The following is a 25715-nucleotide window of genomic DNA, read 5'->3' as shown; positions in this document are numbered from 1 at the left end:
CCATACTAGCTCAGGAGCCCCGCATGAACCCGATCATCACCTTCCTGCTTCACAGCCTGCTCATCGGCATCGTCGCCACCCTGCTGATGGATGGCTGGGCGCTGCTGCTCAAGCGCGTGTTTGGCGTCCCTTCGCTGGACTACGCCCTGGTCGGCCGCTGGATCGGCCATATGCGCCAGGGCCGCTTCCACCACCCGGCCATCGGCAAGGCCGCGCCGGTTCCCGGCGAACGGGCGCTGGGCTGGATCGCCCACTACCTGATCGGCATCGGTTTCGCTGCCGCACTGCTGGTACTGAGCGGCCCCGACTGGCTGTCCCGGCCCGGTCCGCTGCCGGCGCTGCTGTTCGGCCTGGTCACGGTCGCCCTGCCCTACCTGGTGATGCAGCCCGCGCTGGGCCTGGGCATCGCCGCCTCCCGGACGCCGGCGCCGGGCAAGGCGCGGGTCAAGAGCCTGGCCACGCACCTGGTGTTCGGTTTCGGCCTCTATCTTGGGGCGCTGGTGTCCGTCGCTGTCAGCGCTGGGTAACTGTTGAAAGGGCGTACAACCGCGAACGGTCGTACGCCTTACTCCCCCGCCCGCTTGAGCAGCTGCTTGCAGCGCTCCGACAGATGCACCACACGCAGGTGCTTGCCCGCCCGGGCATAACGCTCGCGCAGCGTCTTCAGCGCGGCGATGGCCGAGTAGTCGACGAAGCTCAGGTGCGCGCAGTCCAGGGTGACCTGCTGCGGGTCGCCCGCCGGGTCGAACCGGTTGAGGAAGGGCGTGGTGGAGGCGAAGAACAGCGTGCCATGCACGCGGTAGAGCCGGCTGCCATCGGCCTCGTCGTGCACGTCGGCGTACAACTCACGGGCGTGCTTCCAGGCGAAGTCCAGCGCGGCGATGACGATGCCGCAGAACACGGCGATGGCAAGGTCGGTGGCCACGGTAATCGCGGTCACCGCGATGATCACCAGCACGTCGCTCAGCGGCACCTTGTTCAGTACCCGCAGCGAGGCCCAGGCGAAGGTCTGCTGCGACACCACGAACATCACGCCCACCAGCGCCGCCAGCGGGATGCGCTCGATCAGCGGCGAGAGGAACAGCACGAAGAGCAGGATCATCACCCCGGCCACCACGCCCGACAGCCGGCCACGGCCGCCGGAGCTGAGGTTGATTACCGTCTGGCCGATCATGGCGCAACCGCCCATGCCGCCGAACAGCCCGGAGACGATGTTGGCGCCACCGAGCGCCACGCACTCGCGGTCGGGGAAGCCCCGGCTCTCGGTGATCTCGTCGGTGAGGTTGAGGGTCAGCAGGGTTTCCAGGATGCCGACCATCGCCATGAGGAAGGCATAGGGCACGATGATCCGCAGGGTGTCCAGGTTCCAGGGGATGTCCGGCAGGGCGAACTGCGGCAGGCCGCCGGCGATGTGCGCCATGTCGCCCAGGGTGCGGGTCGGCAGGCCGAACAGGTAGACCAGCAGGCCCACGCCGAGGATCGCCACCAGCGCCGGCGGCACCGCGCGGGTCAGGCGCGGCAGCAGATAGACCACCGCCATGGTCAGCGCCACGAGGCCGAGCATCAGGTACAGCGGGTTGCCGCTGAGCCAGTGTTCGCCGTCCTTGAAATGCTCCAGCTGGGCCAGCGCGATGACGATAGCCAACCCGTTGACGAAGCCCAGCATCACCGGGTGCGGCACCATCCTCACCAGCTTGCCCAGGCGCAACAGGCCGAAAGCAATCATCACCAGACCGCCGAGCAGCACCGTGGCCAGCAGGTACTGCACGCCGTGCTGCACCACCAGGGCGACTATCACCACCGCCATCGAACCGGCCGCGCCGGAGACCATGCCGGGCCGACCGCCGAACAACGCGGTCAGGGTGCAGAGGATGAAGGCGCCGTACAGGCCCATCAGCGGGTTGAGGTGGGCGACCAGGGCAAAGGCGATGCACTCGGGGACCAGGGCGAAGGACGTGGTCAGTCCTGCCAGGATGTCGGCACGCAGGCGGGCGGGTTTCATGGTTCGGCTCGGGACGGGTGTTGCGCAAAAGGCCGGCAATGGTACGGAAATGCGTCGCGCCCAGCCACTCGTCCGGCCCACTCAGCTCTCCGGGACCCAGGGCTCAACTTCCACGATACGGCGGACATAGATGCGCGGCTCGGGCATGACCGGCTCATCGAGTGCCTCCCCGGAGAAGCACCGCCAATGGTTGGCCACCATGTCGTAGCCCGAGAGCTGGCTGAAGGCCACACCGGCCGAAAACCGGGGATTGATGTCCATCAGCAGCGGCACGCCATCGTGCATGAGGAATTCGACATTGACGCAGCCATTCATGTCGAGGGCCTGGGCGACACCGAGCGCCGCATCGATCAGCAGCGGGTCGTTGAGCATCCTGACGGTCATGCCGGCGCCGTTGGAGGTACGCATCAGCTCCTGCCTGGCCATGGCCGCCGAACATCCGCTGTCGCGCTGGCGCACCACGTCCACCACGCACACCTCGCCTTCGAGCAGCGGCTGCACGATATAGCCGCGCCCATCGAGCTTGCGGCGGAAGTACACCAGGTCATGTACATCGTAGATCCGCTCCAGCCCCTCGCTGCTGCGGCCCCCGCGCGGCTTGGCGATCAGCGGGAAGGCCAGCCCCGTGGAGGGCAGCTCCTCCAGCAGCCAGGTGGCGATGGTGTGAATGTTCGGGTCGCTGCGGAACACCTCGAAGACGCGCCACTTGTCGCGGCTGATGCGCACCCCTTCGACCGGCGACATGCACAGCGTGATCCCGCGCCGGGAGAACGCCTGGTGGTGCAGCGCGAAGGCATCGATCTCGGCATCGGTCAGCGGCAGCACGTGGGTGACCCCTTCGGATTCGCAGAGGTCCAGGACGCTGCCGACATAGGCCCGCGAGTCCCGTGCGACGGGCACCTGATGCACGCCGTCGAGCAAGGCCGAAGTCGCCGTCCACTCTTCGGGGACGGTGCTACTGCCGAGTATTCGCATGTGAGAACAATGGCGCAACGAAGTGATAACAGCTTCTGCGGAGAAGGAACCGATGGCGGTGACCAGAAGCGTTGGGGAGGAAACACAGGCTGATCGCGTATTCATTTCGCATTCCCGCCGCTGGCGCGTCGGGAATGCAATGGAGCGGGGAAACCCGTAACCATTTCCACGGCCTCACGTTGACTCTACTGCCTTACTGCCGAATCACCCTCCTGGCCCTTGTTCCTTAGGTTCAGCGTAGCCGGTAAATACATCAGCGCCCGACCATTGGGGAAAGCCGGGAAACCCATCGCCCCTGCCCTGGACGCAATGCCCTATCCGGCCTGGACCAGCGCCCCCTGCAGGAACAACCGCTCCAGCACGCTGGCCGAGCTGGAGCTTGCCGCCCGGCCGTAGCGTTCGGCGTCGACCATGCCGTAGAGCATCGAGAGGAAGAGTTCGGTGAACACCGCGGCGGTGATGTCGATGCGGAACACGCCGTTCTGCTGGCCGCGCAGGAAGAAGGCGTCCACGGCGTCGATGTAGTAGCTCCAGCGCTCGGTGGCGGTCTCCACGTCGAGGCTCTCGGTGCGGAACTGGAAGATCAGGAAGGCCAGCATGTCGCGGTGCTTGAGGTGCTCGGCGATCAGCCGACGCAGCGCGTCCAGCGACGGATCCTGCTGCAGCTCGGCAGCCTCGAGGATGGTGCGGATCACCGAATGGCCATAGCTCTCCAGCATCTGCACCAGGTTGTCGCGGGTGCCGCAGAAGCGGTGCAACGTGGCCTTGCTCACCCCCGCCGATTCCGCCAGCTCCTTCAGCGTCGCCCGCGGGCGATCGACGATGGCCACGGCCAGCGCGTTGAGAAGACGTTCATCGTGGGCAGTGAGTGTCATTCGTAGCCTCGGAACTGGATATCGGATTGTCTCATTGTGCAGAAAGAGACCCCCGTTTTGAAAGGAGATGACACATTTTATACAACCATGAAGCAAATGAGACAATATTGACTCATTTTAAATTTAAAAGGATCATACGCACCTTTCCAGTTAGACAGACCCGGGTGAATCATGGGCAGCGTGCGTGCAATAGGGACGATCAGTGTTTTAGTAGCGGCGATGGCGATGGCCGGTTGCGGGCCTTCGGGCGAGCCGGAAGCAGCCGCCGAGGTCGCCCGTCCGGTGGATGTGGTGGCGGTGGTCACCGAGCCGCTGGTGTTGACCTCGGAACTGCCGGGGCGCATCGAGCCCATGCGCGTGGCCGAAGTCCGCGCCCGGGTGGCCGGCATCGTGCTGCAGAAGCGTTTCGCCGAAGGCGCCGATGTGAAGGCCGGCGACCTGCTGTTCCAGATCGACCCGGCGCCGCTCAAGGCCGCCGTATCCCGTGCCGAGGGCGAGCTGGCGCGGGCGCAAGCCTCGCTCTATGAGGCGCAGGCCCGGGTCAAACGCTACGAACCGCTGGTGAAGATCGAAGCGGTCAGCCAGCAGGACTTCGACAGCGCCACCGCCGACATGCGCAGCTCCCAGGCCGCGGTGCGCTCTGCCCAGGCGGACCTGGAAAGCGCGCGGCTGAACCTGGGCTATGCCTCGGTCAAGGCGCCGATCTCCGGGCGCATCGGCCGTGCACTAGTCACCGAGGGCGCGCTGGTCGGCCAGGGCGAGGCGACGCTGATGGCACGCATCCAGCAGCTCGACCCGATCTACGCCGACTTCACCCAACCGGTGGCCGACGCGCTGCGCCTGCGCGAGGCGCTCAAGGGCGGCAACCTGTCCGCCGGCCAGAGCCAGGCACTGAGTATCCGCGTCGACGGCACGAACTATGAACGCCAGGGCGAACTGCTGTTCACCGACATCTCGGTGGACCGTGGCACCGGCCAGGTCTCGCTGCGCGGCAGCTTCGCCAACCCCGACGGCGTGCTGCTGCCGGGCATGTACGTGCGGGTCACCGCGCCCCAGGGCAGCGATGCCAAGGCCATCCTGGTGCCGCAACGCGCCGTGCAACGCGCCAGCGACGGCAGCGCCCATGTGCTGGTGATCGGCGCCGACAGCCGCGTCGAATCCCGGCCGGTCGTGACCGGCGCCATGCAGGGTTCGCGCTGGCAGATCAGCCAGGGCCTGGCCAGCGGCGACCGGGTAATAGTCGGCGGCCTCACCGGCCTGCAGCCGGGCAGCAAGGTCGAACCGCGCCAGACGCAGGAGCAACAGGCGGCACGCCAGTAAGGCCGGGCTCGCCGCGAGGAATATTCCATGTCCAAGTTCTTCATCATGCGCCCCAACTTCGCGTGGGTGGTGGCGCTGTTCATTTCCCTGGCCGGCCTGCTGGTCATCCCGCTGCTGCCGGTGGCGCAGTACCCCAACGTGGCGCCGCCGCAGATCACCGTCACCGCCACCTACCCCGGCGCCTCGGCGCAGGTGCTGGTGGACTCGGTCACCAGCGTGATCGAGGAGGAGCTCAATGGCGCCAAGGGCCTGCTCTACTTCGAGTCCACCAGCAACTCCAACGGCACCGCCGAAGTGGTGGTCACCTTCCAGCCCGGCACCAACCCGGAGCTGGCCCAGGTGGACGTGCAGAACCGCCTGAAGAAGGCCGAGGCGCGCATGCCACAGGCCGTGCTCACCCAGGGCCTGGAGGTCGAGCAGACCAGCGCCGGCTTCCTGCTGATCTATGCGCTCAACTACAAGGAAGGCGCCCAGCGCAGCGACACCACCGCCCTGGGGGACTACGCCGCGCGCAACATCAACAACGAGCTGCGCCGTGTACAAGGCGTCGGCAAGCTGCAGTTCTTCTCTTCCGAAGCGGCGATGCGCGTCTGGATCGACCCGCAAAAGCTGGTCGGCTACGGCCTCTCCATCGATGACGTGAGCAACGCCATTCGCGGGCAGAACGTGCAGGTGCCGGCCGGCGCCTTCGGCAGCTCGCCGGGCAGCACGGCCCAGGAAGTGACCGCCACCCTGGCGGTGAAAGGCACCCTGGATGACCCGGCGGAATTCGGCCGCATCGTGCTGCGCGCCAATCCCGACGGTTCCACCGTGAAGCTGGCCGATGTCGCGCGCATGGAAGTAGGCAGCGAAAGCTACAACTTCTCCTCGCGCCTGAACGGCAAGCCGGCGGTGGCCGGCGCCATCCAGCTCTCACCCGGCGCCAACGCGCTGCAGACCGCCGAACTGGTCAAGGAGCGCCTGGCCGAACTGTCGGCAAACTTCCCCGACGATGTCGAGTACTCGGTGCCCTACGACACCTCGCGCTTCGTCGACGTAGCCATCGAGAAGGTGATCCACACCCTGATCGAAGCCATGGTGCTGGTGTTCCTGGTGATGTTCCTGTTCCTGCAGAACGTCCGCTACACCCTGATCCCGGCCATCGTGGTGCCAGTGTGCCTGCTGGGCACGCTGACGATGATGTACCTGCTGGGCTTCTCGGTGAACATGATGACCATGTTCGGCATGGTGCTGGCCATCGGCATCCTGGTGGACGACGCCATCGTGGTGGTGGAGAACGTCGAGCGGATCATGGCCGAGGAAGGACTCTCCCCCGCCGCCGCCACGGTCAAGGCGATGGGCCAGGTGTCCGGCGCCATCGTCGGCATCACCCTGGTGCTCGCGGCGGTGTTCCTGCCGCTGGCGTTCATGGCCGGTTCCGTGGGTGTGATCTACCAGCAGTTCTCGCTGTCGCTGGCGGTGTCGATCCTGTTCTCCGGCTTCCTCGCCCTGACCTTCACCCCGGCGCTGTGCGCCACCCTGCTCAAGCCGGTCCCGGCGGGCCACCATGAGAAACGCGGCTTCTTCGGCGCCTTCAACCGTGCCTTCGCCCGCCTGACCGAGCGCTACACCCTGCTCAACAGCGCGCTGGTCAAGCGTGCCGGGCGCTACATGCTGGTCTACGCCGGCATCATCGCCGTGCTCGGCTACACCTACGTGCGCCTGCCGGAATCCTTCGTGCCGGTGGAAGACCAGGGCTACATGATCGTCGACATCCAGCTGCCGCCGGGCGCCACCCGCGCGCGCACCGACCTCACCGGCCAGGAGCTGGAGCGCTACCTGATGTCCCGCAAGGCGGTGGATTCGGTGTTCCTGGTGATGGGCTTCAGCTTCTCCGGCATGGGCGAGAACGCCGCGCTGTCCTTCCCGACCCTGAAGGACTGGTCCGTGCGCAGCGCCGAGCAGTCCGCCGACGCCGAAGCCGCGCTGACCAACGAGCGCTTCGCCGGCCTGAGCGATGGCGCGATCATGGCGGTCACCCCGCCGCCGATCGACGGCCTGGGCAACTCCGGCGGCTTCTCGCTGCGCCTGCAGGACCGCGCCGGCCTCGGCCGCGAGGCGCTGCTGGCGGCCCGCGACCAACTGCTCGGGCAGGCCAACGGCAACCCGAAGATCCTCTACGCGATGATGGAAGGTCTTGCCGAGGCGCCGCAGCTGCGCCTGGAAATCGACCGCGACAAGGCGCGCACCCTCGGCGTCAGCTTCGAGTCGATCAGCAGCGCGCTGTCCACCGCCTTCGGCTCGTCGGTGATCAACGACTTCGCCAACGCCGGCCGCCAGCAACGCGTGGTGGTGCAGGCCGAACAGGGCGAACGGATGACCCCGGAAGCCGTGCTCAAGCTCTACGTGCCCAACGCCAGCGGCGAGCTGGTGCCGCTGTCCGCCTTCGTCAGCACCCGCTGGGAAGAAGGCCCGGTACAACTGGTGCGCTACAACGGCTACCCGTCGATCCGCATCGCCGGTGACGCGGCACCGGGCGTGAGCACCGGCGAAGCCATGGCCGAAATGCAACGCCTGGTCGCCGAGCTGCCGGCCGGCATCAGCTACGAATGGACCGGCCTGTCCTACCAGGAAAAGGTCGCCAGCGGCCAGGCGAGCCAGCTGTTCGCCCTCGCCATCCTGGTGGTGTTCCTGCTGCTGGTGGCGCTCTACGAGAGCTGGGCGATCCCGCTGTCGGTGATGCTGATCGTGCCCATCGGCGCCCTCGGCGCGGTGCTCGCGGTGATGGTCGTGGGCCTGCCCAACGACGTGTACTTCAAGGTCGGCCTGATCACCATCATCGGCCTTGCGGCGAAGAACGCGATCCTCATCGTCGAGTTCGCCAAGGAGCTCTGGGAGAAGGGCTACAGCCTGCGCGAAGCCGCCATCGCGGCCGCCCGCCTGCGCTTCCGCCCGATCATCATGACCTCCATGGCGTTCATCCTCGGCGTGGTGCCGCTGACCATCGCCAGCGGCGCCGGCGCCGCCAGCCAGCGCGCCATCGGCACCGGGGTGATCGGCGGGATGCTCAGCGCCACGCTGCTGGGGGTGATCTTCGTGCCCATCTGCTTCGTCTGGCTGTTGTCGCTGCTGCGCCGCAAACCCAAGCCCGCCCACACAACCCTCGAGGCCACGGAGTGACCGCCATGCGCAAACCCGCCTTTACCGCGTCGGCCCTGCTGCTGGCGCTGGCCCCAGCCCTGTTCCTGGGCGGCTGCTCCATGGCCCCCACCTATGAACGCCCCGAAGCGCCGGTGGCCGCGAACTGGAGCGGCCCCGCCGCGCAGGCTGGCCAGGCCGCGAGCAACCTGGACTGGCAGACTTTCATCGTCGACGGCGAGCTGCGCGACCTGGTGAATATCGCCCTGGACAACAACCGCTCGCTGCGCCAGACCCTGCTGGACATCGAGCAGGCCCGTGCGCAGTACCGCATCCAGCGCTCCGAGCAGGTGCCGGGGCTGAGCGGTACGGCCAATGGCAATCGCCAGCGGCTGCCGGGCGACCTGTCCAGTGACGGGCGCTCCGGCGTGAGCAGCAACTACCAGGTCGGCCTGGCGCTGCCCGAGTACGAAGTGGACCTGTTCGGCCGGGTGAAAAGCCTGACCGACGCAGCCCTGGAGCAGTACCTGGCCACCGAGGAAGCCGGCCGCAGTGCGCGCATCGCGCTGGTCGCCGAGGTCAGCCAGGCCTACCTGAGCTACGACGGCGCCCAGCGGCGACTGCTGCTGACCGAGCAGACCCTGGCCAGCCGCGAGGACTCCCTCGGCCTGATCGGCAAACGCCGCACGGCCGGTGCCGCCACCGCGCTGGACTATCAGGAAGCGCTGGGGCTGGTGGAACAGTCCCGCGCCGAACTGGAAAGCAATGCCCGGCAGAAGCAGCAGGCACTCAACGCCCTGGTGCTGCTGCTCGGCACGCCGGACGCGGCCAAACGCATTCCGCAGGTACCGCAGCCCAAGGCCATGCTGATCCAGGACATCGCGCCCGGCACGCCGTCGGAGCTGATCGAGCGGCGCCCGGACATCCTCGCCGCCGAGCACCAGCTCAAGGCGCGCAACGCCGACATCGGCGCGGCACGGGCGGCGTTCTTCCCGCGCATCAGCCTGACCGGCAGCTTCGGCACATCGAGCGCGGAAATGTCCGGGCTGTTCGACGGCGGCTCGCGTTCCTGGAGTTTCGTACCGAACCTGACGCTGCCGATCTTCGATGCCGGGCGCAACAGCGCCAACCTGGACCTGGCCAAGGTGCGCAAGGACTCCGCCGTGGCCGCCTACGAAGGCACCATCCAGACCGCTTTCCGCGAAGTGGCCGACGCGCTGGCCGCCACCGATACCCTGCGCCGCGAGGAGGCCGCCCGCCGTGCCCTGGTGAACACCACCCAGGAGACGCTGAAGCTGGCCAAGGCGCGCTACGAAGGCGGCGTCGACAGCCACCTGCGCTACCTGGACGCGCAGCGCAACAACTTCATCAACGAAGCGGCCTACATCGAGACCAGCACCCAGCGGCAGCTCGCCCTGGTCGACCTGTTCCGCGCACTGGGGGGTGGCTGGAGCGGGGATGTGGTGGCGCGGCGTTGATGGCGCGCTCTCGCTGATCCTCTGCCGACGGGTAGCGATCGCGGACGGAGTCCGCTCCTACCGAACTTGATACCTGGGTAGGAGCGGATCTTATCCGCGATCCGCCGGCAGGCCGGAGATGGCCGGTTCGCGTAATACACCGGCGTGCACCTGCAACCACGGACTCCGCCGCGATGGATTTCGCGGACAAGGTCCGCTCCTACAGTGTCACGTCGGTGTCGCTCGTAGGGCGCATAACCCGGAACTCTTGATCTCGTAGGAGCGGATCTTATCCGCGATCCGCCGGCAAAGCCGGCGCCGGACGGACAGGTTCGCCGCCGCGGCTGATCAGGCGCCGAACACCGGCCGGAAGAAGCTCCGCTCATAGCTGATGATGCAGCGGGTTTCTTCCGCATAACGGAAGGCAGCCTGGCAGTCCGGGTCTTCCATCGATAGCTGTCGGTAGCGTTCGTAATCGGCCAGGCTCGGGAAGGTGAACATCGCCAGCGCAATGTCGTTCGCACCTTCGGATGGCAGGAAATAGCCGTGGTGCTGGCCGCCGAAGCGCTCCACCAGCGGGATCCACAGCCGGCCGTAGTGCTCGAATTCCTTGAGCTTGTACGGGTCCAGTACGTAACGCAGGTAACAGGTGACCATCTTGCCAACTCTCTTCCGGTGAAAGGGACGGCCACTGTACCCATTACTCGTGGGAACGCATAACCGGCCGGCGCTGCATCTCGGCGGCCGGTTGGTCGGTGGGCGATGAGTCGATCCTCGTTGCATGAAAAAAGGAGCCCTTGGGCTCCTTTTCTCGTTCCGCGCGGTTCAGGCGAAGACGAAGTACTTGCGCACGGTCTCCACCACTTCCCAGGTGCCCTTCATGCCCGGTTCGATGACGAACACATCGCCGGCGCGCAGGTGGATCGGCTGCTCGCCCTCAGGGGTGATGATGCAGTAGCCGTCGAGGAAGTGGCAGTACTCCCACTTCTCGTAGTTCACCTCGAACTTGCCGGGGGTGCAGATCCAGGTGCCCATGATCTTGCTGCCGTCTTTGGAGAGGTAGGCATTGAGGTTGACGGTGTGCGGGTCGCCGCCGATGCGCTTCCACTTGGTAGCGTCCAGCACCGGGGTCGGACAGGTTTCGCGCAGTACGGTAATGAAGTCGGACATCTCAGCTCCGGGTCGATCCAGTGAAGGGCCCGTCACCATAGGTCGGTGCGCGGCGCGGGAGTTGCCTGGGGCCGACCTGCGGTTGTCCGTCGACGGCTTATCGGGATATCGCGGGCTTGGCCCGCTCCTACAGGTTGAACTCGGTGCGTCCGTCCCTTGTAGGAGCGGACCTTGTCCGCGAAATCCATCGTGGATGCATCCGCTCCCGCCGGAGGAACACTTGAGCTTCACGTCTACGTAGGAGCGGACTCCGTCCGCGATCAGCCATGGTTCGCGAGCAAGGACTGGGCGTCCCCCTCGGTCCTACAGGTTCTGGCGTCATGCCGAGGTGTATTTCCAGTAGGCACGCATTCCGTCGCGATGGATTTCGCGGACAAGGTCCGCTCCTACGGGAGCAGGACGCTCTGCCTTTGCTCTTGAAGACTTCCAGCGAAACATCCGCACACACCGGAGCGCCCCTTCAGGAGGCCGAGTGGAATCGGAGTTTCAGGGGTTGAGCGACATGGATGTCGCGAGAGCCGCGATGGGCCAGGGATGGCCCTTCGCGGCGGGCCCCTGAAACTTCGATGGAGCGAGGGAAACGAAGCGCAGCGTAGTAACAGCCGCAGGCTGGCCCGAAGGGTGAGCGAAGCGAATCAGTCCCGCGAAGCGGGACCCGGATGCAGGGGCAAGCCTTCTTGGTTACTTCTTTGGGGGCGGCCTTCCGACGTTTGGAAGAAGTAACTCGCCCGAGGGGGCGAAACAAAATCTTTCAGCACACTTCGAAGCGGCGCGGGAACACCGAGCAAGACGGCGGATAGAGCAGGAGCATCGCGGACGGAGTCCGCTCCTACGACAGCGAGCGCCGGCGCGACGTGGCGATCAAACCGGTGGCGCGGGCGCGCAGTTGCCCGCAGCCGCCGTCGACATCCTGCCCGGCGCTGTTGCGCACCTTGGTCAGCACGCCCTGGCTGTGCAGGTAGCGGACGATCTCAAGGATGCGCTCGCCATCCGGGCGCCGGTACTGGTCGCCTTCGAGGCTGTTGAAGGGGATCAGGTTGAGGACGCCGAACTTGCCCTTGAGCAGGCGCAGGATGCCGTCGAGTTCGTCCTGCCCGTCGTTGATGCCGTCGAGCAACGTCCACTGGTACTGGATGGGATAGCCCACCTGGCGGGCGTAGGTCTCGCCCAGTTCCACCAGTTCGTCCGGGCTGAGCTTCGGCGCGCGCGGCAGCAGTCGTTCGCGCAGCTCGGCCTTGCTGGTGTGCAGCGAGAGCGCCAGCGCCGGTTTGATCCGCTGCTGCGGCAGGCGCTCGAACACACGCGGGTCGCCCACGGTGGAGAACACCAGGTTCTTGTGGCCGATGCCGCCATCGGTGCCGAGGCGGTCGATGGCTTCGAGCACGTTGTCGAGGTTGTGCGCGGGCTCGCCCATGCCCATGAACACCACGCGATTCACCGCGCGGATACGGCGGGCCAGCACCACCTGGACGAGGATTTCCATGGCGCTCACCTGGCGCAGCAGGCCGCTCTTGCCGGTCATGCAGAACAGGCAGCCCACCGCGCAACCGACCTGGGTGGACACGCACACGCCGCCCCGCGGCAGCAGCACGCTTTCCACCATCTGCCCGTCGCGCAGCTGCACCAGCAGGCGCTCGGAGCCGTCTGCGCCGGGGTGGCGGGAATGCAGGCGCGCCAGTTGCTCAAGTTCGGCGACGATGTCCGCCACGCCGTTGCGCACGCTGAGCGGCAGGAAGTCCTCGCTGGCCTGACGCTTCGTGCCGCTGTCCAGCGCCCTGCCCTGCAGCCAGGCGCGCAGCATCCGGGCGCGGTGCAGGGGCAGCGCTCCCAGGTCGGCAAGGCGTTGGTCGAGGTCGGCGTAGTGCATGGGGCGCGCATGCTACCACCGGCGGGGTTGGCGGCGTAGCGCAGGCTGTCGCCGGGCTCGCCACTGGAGGGATGGGTGCGGCGGTGCTAGGGTCAGCCCTTGTCCCTCGCAACAGGATGTTCGCCATGCGCCTGACCGGCCTGCTCGCACTCGGCTGCTCGCTCACCCTCACCAGCATTCCCCCGGCCAATGCCGCCATGGCGCCGGACTTCGACGCCAGGGTGCAGAAGGCCGCCGAGGCGGTGATGCGCGAAAACGGCATCACCGGGCTGGCGATCGGCGTCACCGATAACGGCGAGCAGCGCTTCTACAACTACGGCCTGGCCTCGCGGGAGAATCACCAGCCGGTCACCAGCGACACGCTGTTCGAGGTCGGCTCGATCAGCAAGACCTTCACCGTCACCCTTGCCGCCTTCGCCCAGGCCGCCGGCAAGCTGTCGCTGAAGAACAGCCCCACGCAGTACATCCCGGAGCTGCGCGGCAGCGCACTGGACAAGGTCAGCCTGATCAACCTCGCCACCCATACCGCCGGCGGCTTCCCGTTGCAGATTCCCGACGAGGTGCAAACGCCCGCGCAGCTCACCGAGTACTACAACGATTGGCAGCCGCAGTACCTCGCCGGCACCCAGCGCACCTACGCCAACCCCAGCATCGCCCTGGTCGGCTTCGCCACCGCGCGCGCGCTCGACCTGCCATTCACGACGGCGATGCAGCGCAACGTGTTCGCCCCGCTGGGCCTCTCCAACACCCATATCGAGGTGCCGGTGACCCGCCAGGGCTACTACGCCCAGGGCTACGACAAGGACGACGCGCCAGTGCGGATCAACCCCGACGTGCTGGCCGACGTGGCCTACGGCGTGCGCACCAGCAGCCGCGACCTGCTGCGCTTCGTGGAGATCCAGCTGGGCCGGGTCAAGCTGGGGGAGAAAATGCAGGCCGCGCTCGATGCCACCCGCACCGGCTACTACAAGGTCGGCCCGATGACCCAGGACCTGATCTGGGAGCAGTACGCCTACCCGCCCAAGCTGGCGGAGCTGCAGCAGTACAACGGCAGCCAGATGATCCAGGGCAACCAGACGGTCACCGCCATCACCCCGCCACTGCCGCCGCAGCAGAAGGTATGGGTGAACAAGACCGGCGCCACCGCGGGCTTCGGCGCCTACGTGGCGTTCGTGCCGACCAAGCAGCGTGGCATCGTGCTGCTGGCCAACCGCAACTACCCCAACGAGGCGCGGGTGAAACTGGCCTGGGACATTCTTTCGCGGCTGGAGTGAACCGTGCGGCATTCGCCCTCCGTCCGTTTTTTCGTAGGACCGGGGGGATGCAGCGTCGCGGTTCGCAACGCAACCGGACGCCCATGGGAAAGGGAAAAAAAGCGACCGGACCCGTTGTGAGCACTATCCGGGACAACTCCGGCCGCGAGTCGTCATCATCCCGCTTCTGCCTTAAGGCTTCCTTATGAGCCGGCACGCCGGCGTACCATGGCCGAACGAAACCCCGCCGCACAGGAGAACCTCATGTCGTCGCCCGTCAGCATCCGCGAGCACTGGATCGATACCGGGAAAGGCCCGCTCTTCGCCCAGGACTGGACGCCCACCGATGCGAGCGACGTGCCCATTGTGCTGCTGCATGACTCCCTGGGCTGCGTGGCGTTGTGGCGGGACTTCCCGGAGCATCTCGCACGCACCACCGGCCGCCCGGTGATCGCCTACGACCGCCTCGGCTTCGGTCGCTCCGGGCGCTACCCCGGCGCCCTGCCCCTGGACTTCATCGACGACGAGGCGCGGGAGAGCTTCCCGGCGCTGCAACGGCACTTCGGCTTCGAACGCTGCGTGGTGTTCGGCCACAGCGTCGGCGGCGCCATGGCGGTGGCCTGCGTGGCGCGGCATCCGCAGGCCTGCGCGGCGCTGATCACCGAGTCGGCCCAGGCCTTCGTCGAGCACCAGACCCGCGACGGCATCCGCGCCGCCGAACAGGAATTCGCCCGGGAGGGGCAGCTGGAGCGCCTGCAGAAGTACCACGGCGACAAGGCCTTCTGGGTGCTGCGCGCCTGGGTCGACACCTGGTTGTCGAACGACTTCAGCGACTGGAACCTGGATGCCGAACTGGCGCGGGTGAAGTGTCCGATCCTCAGCCTGCACGGCGAGCAGGACGAGTACGGTTCGATGGCACACCCGGAGCGCTTCACCTCGGTGCCCGATGTGCCCACGGTGCTGAAGTCGCTGCCCGGCTGCGGCCACGTCCCGCACCGCGAACAGCAGGCGGTCGTGCTGGAGGCGGTGGCGGATTTCCTTCGCCGCTTCGCTGGCTAGATCGGCTTCATCGAGCGCTGAGTACGCACTCGAGCCCGCAACCGGCGAGCGGAAAAGAAAAAGCCCGACATGAAAGTCGGGCTTTGGTTTCTGGGGGGTTTAGTAGGTGGCCGGCGCTGGTCTCCGGCTTACAAGGTTTCTGAGGAATCTGGCGGAAGAGATTCAACCTCTCCACTTCACGCGGCCTATGGGACAACTCTTGCACTTGCAGCCGTGTACCCCGGGAACGTGCCCCACGTCTCCTTGCTATCCACTTGCGCATCAGTCTGCGTTCTCACCTACTGGATTTGAGGTTAGCAAAGTCCCGGCGGGACGCCCGGGACTTCTTAGACTGATTTTTTCCAGTAGCGGGACGCTCGGAGAGGAAAAGAACTATCCGCGCCCCGCGGGGCTTTGCAGGCGAACTGTCACTCCGCCATGTTCAGTTCCGGCAACTGATCGCGGAACATGCGAGTGGCGCTGAGCAGGCAGATGAAGCCCAGGCACATCCAGGCGAAACCGATCAGGAAGGTCATGCCGGACAGGCTGGACCAGAGCCAGATGGTGCTGAGGAAGCCCAGCGCCGGCAGCGCGCCGTAGCTCAGGAAGTGACGTGCGCCGCGCAGTTTCCGGTCGATCAGGTAGTGCTTGATCACGGCCAGGTTCACCGCCGAGAAGGCGAACAGCGCCCCGAAGCTGATCATGTTGGCGACGGTATCCAGGGTGACGAACAGCGCGATCAGCGAGAGCAGGCTGATCAGCATGATCGCGGTGGCCGGCACGCGCTTCTTCGACACCAGCTTGCCGAATGCCCGTGGCAGCGCGCCATCGCGGCCCATGGCGAAGAGCACGCGGGATACGCTGGCCTGGGACACCATCGCGGACGCGAAACAGCCCGCCACATAGGTGGCGGTGAAGAAGGTCACCAGCCCTTCGCCACCGATGCGGCGCATCACGTCCAGCGAGGCGGAGTCGGCGTCCGTCAGGGTCGTCCACTCCGGGAATACCAGCTGGCCGAAGTACGCGGCGATGATGAACAGCAGGCCGCCGATCAGGGTCACCAGCATGATGGCCACGGGAATCTGGCGCTTGGGGTTGGGCGTCTCTTCCGCCATGGTCGAGACGGCGTCGAAACCGAGGAAGGACAGGCACAGCACCGCCGCACCGGACATCACCAGCGGGAAGCTGAAGTGCTCGTCATAGATCGGCGTGAGCAGCGAAACCGGCTCGGCCTGTCCGTTCAGGTGGCTCAGCGAGAGCGCGATGAACACCACGAGGAATACGGCCTGGGCAACGATGAGAATCCAGTTCACGCGGGTGATGGACTCGATGCCGATGAGGTTGAGGAAGGTCACCAGCGCGATGGAACCCAGGATCCACGCCGCCGCGGGAACCGTCGGGAAGTACTCGGACATGTAGATGCCGATCAGCAGGTAGCTGAGCAGCGGCAGGAAGATGTAGTCGAGCAGCAGCGTCCAGCCGGCCATGAAGCCGAAGCAGGCGCCGAAGGTCTTGCGCGTGTAGCTGTAGACGGAGCCGGAGTACGGGTGGGCCTGGACCATGCGCCCGTAGCTGTAGGCTGTCAGCAGCATGGCAGCCAGGGTAATGGCATAGGCCGTGGGCAGGTGGCCCATGGTCATCCGGGTGACCAGGCCATAGGTGGTGAACACCGCCAGCGGCACCATGTACGCGAGCCCGAAGACGACGAGCGCGGTAATGCCCAGGGACTTGCGGAAGCTGCGCGGCGAGCTCGACTCGCCATGGGGCTGATGGGTCGGGATGGTGGTGTCCATTACGCTTGTTATTTTTTTCATGGCTGACTCATGGAAATTGAGCGCATGACGCTCAGCGGGCGAAATTGGCGTGATGCCGGTCGGGACTTTTTCGTATCGGGTGGGCGCGTCGACGCTTAGCGCGTGCCATCCCGTGCCGGGAAGCGGGAGCCGATGCGCTTCAGGCTGTCGATGAAAGTCCGCCGGGCGGCACGCTGCCGCCGATCATGGAGTTCGTACACCAGGGCACTCCTGTTTCGATCGCCTCAAAGGACGTTGTTATTGGAATGGGGCGCGCATGGTGCGTCAGCTTCGGACTGAGGAAAAATATTAAAAATATGTTCGAACCCAATGAAAAAAATGGTCGACATGCAGCCACGTTTTCACGTCCGGTTGCCCGGCGCTGACAGGGTCCGATGGAATGGCGCCTCGCCCGCTTCGAGGGGCTGATGGCCCGAACGGTCCAGGGATGGGGTCTTTCGAAAGGAAAGGATGGGCGGATGGATGGACGCCGAACCACGGCTTGCGCAGCGTACACCTCGCCGCGTTGGCCGCCCCGCCCTGCGCACCCACCCGGCAAAAAAAATCCGCCTCCCCGGGCGAGCAAAATCACCTTGGCTGTCGGTGAGGCCAGGCAAGGTCAACTTCACAAGGGGAGGCGGCAAGAGTGGGTTGCGGGGCGCATTTAAGCTCACGCCGGCGCCCCGCGAAACGAGGTTTTTTGTTGCTGCTGAGCAACGAAATTCGCAGTCGCCCGCCGAGCGCCGCAGACGGCCACCGGCCGTCCTGGCGCAACGCCCGGCCTGGCACGGCGACAAGGCTATGCTGACCGGGCACTCAAGGAGGCGGGGCTATTCGCTGCCCTCTTCCTTCGCCTTGCGGATACGCGCGGCAATGGCCGAGATGATGAACACGGCAATGGGCACGATGTAGACCCCGGCCTGCGAGGGCGTGATCTGCAAGCCGATGCTCCGCAAGCCCTCGTACAGCAACTTGAAGAGGCTCAGCAGGTAGTAGCTGATCGCGATGATCGAGAGCCCCTCGACGGCCTTCTGGATCTTTATCTGCGCGGTAGCGCGGGTGTTCAGGCTCTTCAGAATCGCCGAGTTCTGCTCCTCGACTTCTACCTGGACCCGGGCCTGAAGCAGTTCGCCCAAATGGGCGACGCTGTCCCCCAGGCGCTCGAGGCGCTGATAGGTGACGGCGCAATAGCGCACCGTGGGACGGAAGCGCCGCTCGATGAAGATACCGAGCCGCTGGGAATCCCCCACGTGGCTTTCGCGAAGCTCCGCGATTCTCTCGAACACGATCTGCGAGTAGGCCTCGGCCGCGCTGAAGCGCAGGCGGTAGCGTGCCGTGAGGCGCACGATCCTGGCGGAAAGGGTGGCGATGTCATCGAGGATTCGTCTCACCTCGCTGCTCGCGGCAACCGCGTTCTGCTCCGAGAGCACGGTGAGCTCCTGATCGCAGGTCTTCATCTCCGCGTGCACGGCCTTGGCGGCAGGCAGGGTCAGCGACGCCATCATCCGATAGGTCTCGATTTCCAGGAGGCGCCGAACCATGCGTCCAAGCCGGTAGGCATTCAGGCCCCGGTTCACCAGCAGGATGCGATTCATCCCGTTCTCGCTGAGCCTGAAGTCACTCCAGACCACGGCATCGCCGCCGCCGATGGTGGAGCCGGCGGGGTCCTTGAATCCGTAATCGACGCTCGGGTCCTTGCAGTTGCGCTCGGCCTCGACCAGCACCTGGGTGGCGTTGATCAGGGCGTGCTCGTAGCCGCTGATCAGGGATCGCAGGCGTTCTGGAATCGCGGGCCAGGACTCTCCCCCATCCGGCTTCGGGACCACCATGGTCAGGGTCAGGAATTCGGTATGGCGCTCCCATTTGACCGAGCAGCCCTCCAGGGTCAGCAAGCCGCATGCGCCCTCCTGCTGCTCCTCCCCGGCCCCCATGCCGGAAAGCTGGTCGACCAGGCGTTTCAGGTCGTGCCCGTTTTCCACCAGGGCCAGGTGAAAGACATAGGCCGGTTCGCTGAAGTAGATCGAGGGACGAGCGTGAAGCTCGTTGTGGAGTTCGGTTTTCAAGGGGTGCACGGCGGACCTGCCTGATAAGTCTTGTTTCAGCTGCGATGCTCGCTGCAGCGTGGGAAGTCACAGGGTTGGCGAGGTTGGCCGCCAAAGGAACGCAATGGCGTCTGCCGGGCGACCTCCCTCAAGCGGGCCACCACAAGTGCGAGGCGTCTGGTTTCGGCGAGAAGCGCGCGGGGTTGAGGTACCATGTCGCGCCTTCGAACCCTCTGGCCGCCTATGTCCTCCAACGCGCTGTACACCGATCTCTCCGCCTACTACGACCTGATGTGCGCCGACATCGACTATCAGGCGCAGAGCCACTGCGTGCGCCGGCTGCACCAGCTGTTCGGCAATCAGGGCCGCCGGCACCTCGACCTCGCCTGCGGCACCGGCCCCCATGTGCGCCATTTCGTCGATTTCGGCTACCGCAGCGCCGGCCTGGACATCAACCAGCCGATGCTCGACATCGCCCAGCAGCGCTGCCCCGAGGCAGGCTTCAGTCGGCAGGACATGGCGGACTTCCAGGTAGACGAGCCCCAGGACCTGATCACCTGTTTCCTCTACTCGATACACTACAACGCCGGCTTTGCGCAGCTGCGCGCGTGCCTGGACAGCGTCCACCGCGCGCTCGCGGATGGCGGTGTGTTCTGCTTCAACAGCGTAGACAAACTGCAGATCGACAACCGCTCATTCGTGCGCCATTCCGTGGAGCACGAGGGCAGCCGGTTCACCTTCGGTTCGGGCTGGTATTACGGCAGCGAGGGCGAGCAGCAGGCACTGCGCCTGAGCATCGAGAAAACCACGGCGGGGGTGACCCGGACCTGGCAGGACAAACACCCCATGGTCGCCCTGAGCTTCGCCGAGCTGCAGGAGCTGCTGCAGCCGCACTTCGAGGTGCAGGTCTTCGAGCATGACTACGAGCGGATCACGCCCTGGGACGGCGCGTCCGGGAATGCGCTGTTCGTCTGCGTGAAGCGCTGAGCGACCGAGGGCCGCCCGGCTCCGGCGCTACCCGGAGACCTTGCGCCGCTGCTTCACCTTGTACATTTCCCGGTCGGCCAGCTTGATCGCCTCATCCACGTCCACGCTGTCGGGCAGCACCGCGACAACGCCGACGCTGGCGCCGTCATACTGGATATCGCCGTGCCCGGTGCCCAGCGCGTAACGCCCGACCGTGGCATTGGTCAGCCGCTCCTGAAGCAGGCCGGCGGCATGCCGCCTGTCGCTCGCCTGGTCCTGCTGCGGAGCGGGCGTCCCCAGGGCGATCACGATGAACTCATCGCCACCGGCGCGCCCGAGGATGTCACTGGAGCGCAGGCTGCCCTGCAGCCGGCCGGCGACGCCCTGCAGGAAGGCATCGCCAGCATGGTGACCGTGGGTATCGTTGATGCACTTGAAACCGTCCAGGTCGACGACGCCGACCAGCACGTACATCCGCTCGCGCAGGGCCAGCGCGAACATGCGCTCGAGTTCGCCGAGGATGGCACGCCGATTGGGCAGGCCCGTCAGGGCGTCCGTCAGCGCCAGCTTCGCCAGTTCGGAATTCGCCGATTGCAGGCGCTCGACCAGGAGCTCCCGCTCCAGGGAATATGCCAGCAGCCCGGACAACAGCTTCAGGATCGGCTCGACGTCCGGAGAGCGGGCGACCTTCGATGAACTGGCCGCACACACCGTACCGAGCACCCGGCCATCCTGGGCGGTGATGGGTGCGCTCACATAGGTCTTGATGCCCAGGGCCTTGGCGGCATCCGAGTCGCCCCAGCATTCGGCAACGTCATCCGAGAACAGGCGGTTCTGTTCCAGCGCGCGCTTGCACAAGGTGTCTTCCCAGGGCACGACCAGCCCCTCGGGAATTTCCATCGAACCGATATTGCGAGCGAACTCCACTCGCTGAACCCCCTGTTCGAGGTCGATGGTCGTCAGGTAGGTCGACTCCATTCCGGTGACCCTTTCGAGCAGGGCCAGCAATGGGCGCGTGAGTTGTTCTACGGTTTTGGCCTTGGGGACGGTCTCGGACAGGAACGACAGTATCTGGTCCATGCAGGAACTTCGGCAGTGGCGTAAGGGCACGTCGATACATAGCAAATCACCTTCGCCCTGAACAGCCGTGCGGAGCAGTTGAAGCAGCTCGGCCAGCTTTCGATCCGCCCCCTGTGGTTCGCCATGTCTGCTGCACCGGACTACTGGCCTTTCGACACATCGCGGTCGGACCGGGCGGCCACCTTGCCAATGGCATCAGCCCTGATGTAACAAGCTCAACAGGCACCGCCGCGAACGGGAAGGCACTGCCAAGGCACTCGAAACCCAGGGTTTCCCGCTGCGCCTGGCCAGCGTCAAGCAAGGCCTCGAAACGAGGGATGCACGTCATGAACAACCTGAGGAACTGGTTCGACCAGGGCGGACAAGCCTATGCGCGCTTTCGTCCCGAGTACCCGGCGGAACTCGCCGCCTACCTGGCCTCGATAGCGCCCGACCGGCTGCTCGCGGTCGACGTCGGCTGTGGCAGCGGCCAGCTGACCCGGCAGTTGGCCGAACACTTCGACGCCGTGGTCGGCTTCGATCCCAGCCGGGATCAGATCGCCCACTCGGCGCCTCAGGAGAACGTCAATTACGCCTGCGCCCAGGCGGAAGACCTTCCCCTGCCCAGCCGCAGCGCCAGCCTGATCACCGCCGCGCAGGCCGCGCACTGGTTCGACCTGCCCAGGTTCTACGCCGAAGTGCGGCGGATCGCGAAACCCGATGCGATCCTGGCGCTGATCAGCTACGGCGTGCTGCGCCTGCAAGGCGCGCTGGGCGTTCGCTTCGAGCAGTTCTACTGGCGGGAGATCGGGCCTTACTGGCCCGCCGAACGCTCGCTGGTGGACAACGGCTACGCGACCATCGAGTTCCCCTTCGCCGAACTGCGGGGCCCGGAGATTTCCATTCACCTGGAATGGAACCTCGAGGAGTTCCTCGGCTACGTCTCGACCTGGTCGGCCGTGCGCAGCGCCAGGGAGGCCGGGCGCGAAGACCTGCTGCGCCAGTTCGCCGACGACATGGCCGCCTGCTGGGGAAACCCTGCCACACGCCACCCGGTCAACTGGCCCGTCAACATGAGGATCGGTCGCCCCTGAACCCACTCCAGCCTTTGCCGCCTGCCCGGGACTGATCCACCCCGAGTCCCTGCCGCCGTTCGCTCGCCACATTTCCCCAAACAATGCACCATGGCCATCCGCCGACTCTTGCCTATGCTCTGCAAAGCGCCTCTGCATGGCGGCGCGTCCCGACCCGACCGGATCCGAGCATCTCCATGGCCCAACCCGCCAACCCCGCAACAGCAGTTTCCAGCGCCCAAATCCCCGCCCTGCTCCCTCCAGGGTCGGAGTGGCGGCCGGCATGATCAGACGCTGCACCATCACCCTGCGCGGGCTGATCCTGGTCTTCGTGCTGCTGACCACCCTGGCCACCCTGTGCAACAGCCTGTTCGTCGCCTACCGGGTACAACGCGACGCGCTGATTCATTCGCAGCTGGAGGCCAACAGTGCCTATGCCGCGAAAGTCGCTTCCGGCATCGGCGAGTTCCTCGCCTCGGCGCACCGCAACCTGAGCTACAGCGCCGCCATCCTGTCGCAAAACATGGGCGACCCGATGGTCATCCGGGCCGAGGCCATGCGCCTGCAGGCGCAGGATTCGTACTTCAACTCCATTGCCATCGTCGACGCCAACGGCCGGGTACAGCAGGCCTACCCGGACTCGCTGCAGATCGTCGGCACCACGCTGCGCTCGGTGGGCGTGCTGCAGGCGCTGAAGGAGCGCCGCCCGCTGGTCAGCCAGGCCTACGTCTCGGTGGCGGGGAATCTGGTGGTGTTCATTTCCCAACCCATCGTCAGCCCCTCGGGGGAGTTCCTCGGCGTAGTGGGCGGCTCGGTGTACATCCTCAAGCAGAGCGTGCTGCACTCGATCATCAGCAGCCACTTCCAGCATGACGGCGCCTTCGCCTTCGTCGCCGACCGCAACCGGCGTCTGCTCTATCACCCCGACTCGTCGAAGCTCGGCAACGTGCTGGGCGCGAGCCTCTCGGTGGATGCCGCATTGCGCGGTGAAAGCGGCGCAATGCCGATCATCAACTACCAGGGGATTGCGATGCTCTCCGGCTATGCGCCGGTGCCGGATGCCAACTGGGCGGTGGTCACGCAGCAGCCACGGTCGGTGACCCTTGCGCCGCTGCGCCAGCTGATGATCGCCATGCTCATGGACATCATCCCGGCGAGCCTGGTCGGACTGGTGATGATCTGGCTGGGAGCGATGCTGATTACCCGCCCCCTGCGGCAACTGGCCAAGGGCGCGAACCACCTCTCCGCCCCGGAGACCACAGGGCAGCTGCACGACGTGAAGGCCTGGTATGCCGAAGCCGCCGCCATTCGCCAGGCGCTGCTCACCGGCGTTCAGCTGCTGCAACAGAAGCTGGGCCAACTCAGCCATGAAGCGCAGAGCGACCCGCTGACCGGACTGGCCAACCGGCGGGCACTGGATTCGGCACTGGAACTGCTGCAGGAAACCCGCTTGCAATACTCGGTGCTGGCCCTGGATATCGATTTCTTCAAGCGCGTCAACGACACCTTTGGTCACGATGCGGGGGACGTTGCGCTCAAGCAGGTCGCAGCGACGCTCCAGCAGCACTCGCGCAGCGAGGACCTGGCCTGCCGCTCCGGCGGCGAGGAGTTCATCCTGCTGCTGCCGGACACCTCGCTGGAGATCGCCAGCGGCATCGCCGAACGCATCCGCAGGGCCATCGAGGCGACCGAGGTGCCCGGCGTCGGGCACCTGACCATTTCCATCGGCGTCGCCTTTGGCGACGGCGAGCCGGAGGCCGTGCTGAAAAGTGCGGATGAGCGCCTCTACCAGGCCAAGCAGACGGGGCGCAACCGGGTCGTCGCCCACTAGCGGCCAACAGAGGCGAATCACTCGCGCAGGAAAGGTCCGGTGCATCCGGCCGGCTTCACGAAGCCGACCGGACCACCGGGCCCAGCCGCCGCACCTGCACGTGCGGCGCCTGGACGGGCCGCCTTACTTGTTGGCGGTCAGCAGACTGTAGCTGGTGATCAGGTTGCGGTAATCGGGGATATGGTTGGAGAACAGCGAAAAGGGGACACGGCGAAAGGGGACAGATTTATTTTTCTACTCTAAAGCTGCCTTGGAGATCAGGATTAGAGTACTTAAATAAATCTGTCCCCCTTTTTCTCTCATGCCTCGACGCCATACGCGAAGGCCTCAACCAGAGGAAGCGCCTCAACGACCTCAGCGAGCGTCGACTGACCTTTGTCGAGATTGCGAGCTCCGCGCCACGTCAGCGCAAGTTGTCTATCTCCGATCTGGACGGAATCTGTGACTCCCAGCAGCCTGAGGATTTCGAGCCCCCTTACCTCACCAACCTCCATCTCGTCTTCAGGTGCAGGCTCCCAATTTAATAGAGCCTCTTCTGCCTCTTGACGCGACACGTAAAGATCGAGCGTTCGAACCCACCAGTAGCCTTCGTACTCATGAATGACATCTGGGCAACCGCTCGAGAACACGGCAAACACGTGTCGGTTGGAAAAGGCCTTGACGTCAGGATGGTTGGCTCCGCGCTTTAAAATCCATGCACCGTTGGGTCCACGAGCACTAAGATGCGGAACCAGTAGTAGCTGATATTTGGTCGGATCATTGTCGAAGCAGCTCACCTCAAGGTGAGGCCGTCCTAGGCGAACTACAGAACCCCCGCAATGCATCTCTGAATTGGATGTCCGCGACCATTCTCCCCAGGGCTCTCGTTGCTGCATCAGCCGGTACAGAGGGGCAATGAGCTCTTGGGACTTTTTGCCGAGATTCACGAACCGGCGCCTCTCCGACGCCTCCATCTCATCGTCTCTGAGAGGGCTAAGGATCTCGCCTTCGAACGGTATAAACTCGCTCTCTAGTACACCATGCTGGATCAGCTCGGCGACCTCGACCATCTCACCGCCGTAGCAGCGCAGTTGTTCACCGCGCAGTGGAACGCAGTCTGTCTCACGGGCAGCCCGGCCTGCAGTCGGATCGATCTGAATAGAGTCGAGGGCACCTTTCCAGTCGCAGCCCTTTCCTGACCATACTAAGACAGCATCTGGAAACACGACACCTGAGGTGTTTTTGTCCGGCGTGCCGCAGTAGTAGCGCACCAATGGAAGCGTGCCAAAGAATGTCTTGCAGATCTTCCCGTTGCTCGGCAACCAGCCATCCCAAGAGCTGTACTCCATCACTAGATCAAGGTCGCCGCACTCCAATGCGCCCCGGGCGTAAGATCCGACGACCCAAAGGGATGAAATCGCAATGTGAGGGAGTTGCTTTCCTCCAAGCGGGTCGACGTGCTCGACAACTCGTTCGGATGATTCGTCCAACCTGGAGCAAATCCTCTCCAGCTTTCGCCCAAAAGATGCCCGCGGATAGCGCTTCTCAGTTGCGACCATATCTTTCCCTTGAGCAGTCCATGCTACGGCATGCTAATGACAGAGTACCGACTTCGAAGCAAGCCTAAGAGGGATTGTCTGCTACCCCCTTCATCCCCAGTATGTTGTTTGAGCTTCAAAGAGAAACACTCATTTTCTTTCTCAATCCCCAGACCCCTTCCGCGCCTGCCCAGAAGCTCTGGCGGAAGCTCAACGATAAGGTCACCACTGTCATCTCTTGGATTTTGGCATACGGCACTCCAGTTTTTGCATGTAGTCATTATCTAACCCTCGATAGAGAACGCAGTATGCCAAGTCTCCCACCTAGTAGCTAATCCCGACGCTCCGTGTTTTCTAACG

Annotated in this window: 19 protein-coding genes; 9 read left to right on the top strand and 10 right to left on the bottom strand. The window is 65.2% G+C overall.

What is annotated here, in order from left to right; all coding sequences use genetic code 11:
* Positions 1 to 23: 23 nt before the first annotated feature.
* Positions 24 to 527 carry a DUF2938 domain-containing protein gene (locus tag ACQ5BL_RS04200; RefSeq protein ID WP_243804905.1) on the top strand — a complete coding sequence of 168 codons (504 nt, stop codon included), beginning with the start codon at positions 24 to 26 and terminating at the stop codon, positions 525 to 527.
* Positions 528 to 565: 38 nt separating this feature from the next.
* Here ACQ5BL_RS04200 and ACQ5BL_RS04195 read toward each other — a convergent pair whose 3' ends face one another.
* The 3 genes from ACQ5BL_RS04195 to ACQ5BL_RS04185 all read right to left on the bottom strand — a co-directional run bounded on the left by ACQ5BL_RS04195 (position 566) and on the right by ACQ5BL_RS04185 (position 3852).
* Positions 566 to 2002, bottom strand: a complete 1437-nt coding sequence (locus ACQ5BL_RS04195) for a SulP family inorganic anion transporter (protein ID WP_207882902.1) — start codon at positions 2000 to 2002, stop codon at positions 566 to 568.
* Between the two features lie 81 nt (positions 2003 to 2083).
* On the bottom strand, positions 2084 to 2977 hold the full coding sequence (locus ACQ5BL_RS04190; protein WP_243804906.1) for an ATP-grasp domain-containing protein: 894 nt from the start codon (positions 2975 to 2977) through the stop codon (positions 2084 to 2086).
* Between the two features lie 314 nt (positions 2978 to 3291).
* A complete protein-coding gene (locus ACQ5BL_RS04185; protein ID WP_243804907.1) occupies positions 3292 to 3852 on the bottom strand; it encodes a TetR/AcrR family transcriptional regulator in 561 nt (186 codons plus the stop codon).
* Positions 3853 to 4023: 171 nt separating this feature from the next.
* Here ACQ5BL_RS04185 and ACQ5BL_RS04180 point away from each other — a divergent pair, with 171 nt between their 5' ends.
* From ACQ5BL_RS04180 to ACQ5BL_RS04170, 3 genes are read left to right on the top strand one after another with little or no spacing between them, the layout of a single operon-like run.
* Positions 4024 to 5172, top strand: coding sequence for a MexC family multidrug efflux RND transporter periplasmic adaptor subunit (locus tag ACQ5BL_RS04180; protein WP_243804908.1), 1149 nt, complete (start codon positions 4024 to 4026; stop codon positions 5170 to 5172).
* Positions 5173 to 5199: 27 nt separating this feature from the next.
* A complete protein-coding gene (locus tag ACQ5BL_RS04175; protein ID WP_243804909.1) occupies positions 5200 to 8331 on the top strand; it encodes an efflux RND transporter permease subunit in 3132 nt (1043 codons plus the stop codon).
* A gap of 5 nt (positions 8332 to 8336) precedes the next feature.
* A complete protein-coding gene (locus ACQ5BL_RS04170; protein WP_243804910.1) occupies positions 8337 to 9767 on the top strand; it encodes an efflux transporter outer membrane subunit in 1431 nt (476 codons plus the stop codon).
* Between the two features lie 327 nt (positions 9768 to 10094).
* On the opposite strand, the gene ACQ5BL_RS04165 is transcribed toward ACQ5BL_RS04170, so the two are convergent.
* From ACQ5BL_RS04165 to ACQ5BL_RS04155, 3 genes are all read right to left on the bottom strand, one after another.
* Positions 10095 to 10403 carry an NIPSNAP family protein gene (locus tag ACQ5BL_RS04165; protein ID WP_243804911.1) on the bottom strand — a complete coding sequence of 103 codons (309 nt, stop codon included), beginning with the start codon at positions 10401 to 10403 and terminating at the stop codon, positions 10095 to 10097.
* Positions 10404 to 10571: 168 nt separating this feature from the next.
* On the bottom strand, positions 10572 to 10916 hold the full coding sequence (locus tag ACQ5BL_RS04160; RefSeq protein WP_207882888.1) for a cupin domain-containing protein: 345 nt from the start codon (positions 10914 to 10916) through the stop codon (positions 10572 to 10574).
* Between the two features lie 829 nt (positions 10917 to 11745).
* Positions 11746 to 12783, bottom strand: coding sequence for an RNA methyltransferase (locus ACQ5BL_RS04155; RefSeq protein ID WP_243804912.1), 1038 nt, complete (start codon positions 12781 to 12783; stop codon positions 11746 to 11748).
* 125 nt (positions 12784 to 12908) lie between these two features.
* On the opposite strand from ACQ5BL_RS04155, the gene ampC reads away from it, so the two are divergent.
* Positions 12909 to 14057, top strand: a complete 1149-nt coding sequence (gene ampC, locus ACQ5BL_RS04150) for a class C beta-lactamase (protein ID WP_243804913.1) — start codon at positions 12909 to 12911, stop codon at positions 14055 to 14057.
* A gap of 243 nt (positions 14058 to 14300) precedes the next feature.
* Positions 14301 to 15095 carry an alpha/beta fold hydrolase gene (locus ACQ5BL_RS04145; RefSeq protein ID WP_243804914.1) on the top strand — a complete coding sequence of 265 codons (795 nt, stop codon included), beginning with the start codon at positions 14301 to 14303 and terminating at the stop codon, positions 15093 to 15095.
* A 407-nt stretch (positions 15096 to 15502) separates the two neighbouring features.
* Here ACQ5BL_RS04145 and ACQ5BL_RS04140 read toward each other — a convergent pair whose 3' ends face one another.
* Positions 15503 to 16888 (bottom strand): APC family permease, encoded by a 1386-nt coding sequence (locus ACQ5BL_RS04140; RefSeq protein WP_243804915.1) that lies wholly within the window; start codon positions 16886 to 16888, stop codon positions 15503 to 15505.
* A gap of 809 nt (positions 16889 to 17697) precedes the next feature.
* Positions 17698 to 18939, bottom strand: coding sequence for a DUF3422 domain-containing protein (locus tag ACQ5BL_RS04135; protein WP_243804916.1), 1242 nt, complete (start codon positions 18937 to 18939; stop codon positions 17698 to 17700).
* Positions 18940 to 19152: 213 nt separating this feature from the next.
* Between ACQ5BL_RS04135 and ACQ5BL_RS04130 the strand changes: the two genes are divergently transcribed.
* Positions 19153 to 19896 (top strand): class I SAM-dependent DNA methyltransferase, encoded by a 744-nt coding sequence (locus ACQ5BL_RS04130; RefSeq protein ID WP_243805117.1) that lies wholly within the window; start codon positions 19153 to 19155, stop codon positions 19894 to 19896.
* Positions 19897 to 19923: 27 nt separating this feature from the next.
* On the opposite strand, the gene ACQ5BL_RS04125 is transcribed toward ACQ5BL_RS04130, so the two are convergent.
* A complete protein-coding gene (locus ACQ5BL_RS04125; protein ID WP_243804917.1) occupies positions 19924 to 20955 on the bottom strand; it encodes a sensor domain-containing diguanylate cyclase in 1032 nt (343 codons plus the stop codon).
* A gap of 326 nt (positions 20956 to 21281) precedes the next feature.
* Here ACQ5BL_RS04125 and ACQ5BL_RS04120 point away from each other — a divergent pair, with 326 nt between their 5' ends.
* Positions 21282 to 22028 (top strand): class I SAM-dependent methyltransferase, encoded by a 747-nt coding sequence (locus ACQ5BL_RS04120; protein WP_243804918.1) that lies wholly within the window; start codon positions 21282 to 21284, stop codon positions 22026 to 22028.
* Between the two features lie 262 nt (positions 22029 to 22290).
* Positions 22291 to 23838 (top strand): sensor domain-containing diguanylate cyclase, encoded by a 1548-nt coding sequence (locus tag ACQ5BL_RS04115; protein ID WP_243804919.1) that lies wholly within the window; start codon positions 22291 to 22293, stop codon positions 23836 to 23838.
* Positions 23839 to 24137: 299 nt separating this feature from the next.
* Here the strand turns inward: ACQ5BL_RS04115 and ACQ5BL_RS04110 are convergent, their stop codons facing one another.
* Entirely contained in the window at positions 24138 to 25376 is a 1239-nt protein-coding gene (locus tag ACQ5BL_RS04110; RefSeq protein ID WP_243804920.1) for a hypothetical protein, read from the bottom strand.
* Positions 25377 to 25715 lie beyond the last annotated feature (339 nt).

It is taken from the genome of Pseudomonas sp. B1-22, assembly GCF_050474425.1.
GTDB lineage: Bacteria > Pseudomonadota > Gammaproteobacteria > Pseudomonadales > Pseudomonadaceae > Pseudomonas.
The sequence above is the reverse complement of the archived record's forward strand: the minus strand, read 5'-3'. Positions and strand labels throughout refer to the sequence as shown.

What these genes read in the sequence shown, in the direction of transcription:
- ACQ5BL_RS04200 (WP_243804905.1), top strand. Translation starts at nt 24, where the DNA reads ATGAACCCGATCATCACCTTCCTGCTTCACAGCCTGCTCATCGGCATC.
- ACQ5BL_RS04195 (WP_207882902.1), bottom strand. Translation starts at nt 2,002, where the DNA reads ATGAAACCCGCCCGCCTGCGTGCCGACATCCTGGCAGGACTGACCACG.
- ACQ5BL_RS04190 (WP_243804906.1), bottom strand. Translation starts at nt 2,977, where the DNA reads ATGCGAATACTCGGCAGTAGCACCGTCCCCGAAGAGTGGACGGCGACT.
- ACQ5BL_RS04185 (WP_243804907.1), bottom strand. Translation starts at nt 3,852, where the DNA reads ATGACACTCACTGCCCACGATGAACGTCTTCTCAACGCGCTGGCCGTG.
- ACQ5BL_RS04180 (WP_243804908.1), top strand. Translation starts at nt 4,024, where the DNA reads ATGGGCAGCGTGCGTGCAATAGGGACGATCAGTGTTTTAGTAGCGGCG.
- ACQ5BL_RS04175 (WP_243804909.1), top strand. Translation starts at nt 5,200, where the DNA reads ATGTCCAAGTTCTTCATCATGCGCCCCAACTTCGCGTGGGTGGTGGCG.
- ACQ5BL_RS04170 (WP_243804910.1), top strand. Translation starts at nt 8,337, where the DNA reads ATGCGCAAACCCGCCTTTACCGCGTCGGCCCTGCTGCTGGCGCTGGCC.
- ACQ5BL_RS04165 (WP_243804911.1), bottom strand. Translation starts at nt 10,403, where the DNA reads ATGGTCACCTGTTACCTGCGTTACGTACTGGACCCGTACAAGCTCAAG.
- ACQ5BL_RS04160 (WP_207882888.1), bottom strand. Translation starts at nt 10,916, where the DNA reads ATGTCCGACTTCATTACCGTACTGCGCGAAACCTGTCCGACCCCGGTG.
- ACQ5BL_RS04155 (WP_243804912.1), bottom strand. Translation starts at nt 12,783, where the DNA reads ATGCACTACGCCGACCTCGACCAACGCCTTGCCGACCTGGGAGCGCTG.
- ampC (WP_243804913.1), top strand. Translation starts at nt 12,909, where the DNA reads ATGCGCCTGACCGGCCTGCTCGCACTCGGCTGCTCGCTCACCCTCACC.
- ACQ5BL_RS04145 (WP_243804914.1), top strand. Translation starts at nt 14,301, where the DNA reads ATGTCGTCGCCCGTCAGCATCCGCGAGCACTGGATCGATACCGGGAAA.
- ACQ5BL_RS04140 (WP_243804915.1), bottom strand. Translation starts at nt 16,888, where the DNA reads ATGAAAAAAATAACAAGCGTAATGGACACCACCATCCCGACCCATCAG.
- ACQ5BL_RS04130 (WP_243805117.1), top strand. Translation starts at nt 19,153, where the DNA reads ATGTCCTCCAACGCGCTGTACACCGATCTCTCCGCCTACTACGACCTG.
- ACQ5BL_RS04125 (WP_243804917.1), bottom strand. Translation starts at nt 20,955, where the DNA reads ATGGACCAGATACTGTCGTTCCTGTCCGAGACCGTCCCCAAGGCCAAA.
- ACQ5BL_RS04120 (WP_243804918.1), top strand. Translation starts at nt 21,282, where the DNA reads ATGAACAACCTGAGGAACTGGTTCGACCAGGGCGGACAAGCCTATGCG.
- ACQ5BL_RS04115 (WP_243804919.1), top strand. Translation starts at nt 22,291, where the DNA reads ATGATCAGACGCTGCACCATCACCCTGCGCGGGCTGATCCTGGTCTTC.
- ACQ5BL_RS04110 (WP_243804920.1), bottom strand. Translation starts at nt 25,376, where the DNA reads ATGGTCGCAACTGAGAAGCGCTATCCGCGGGCATCTTTTGGGCGAAAG.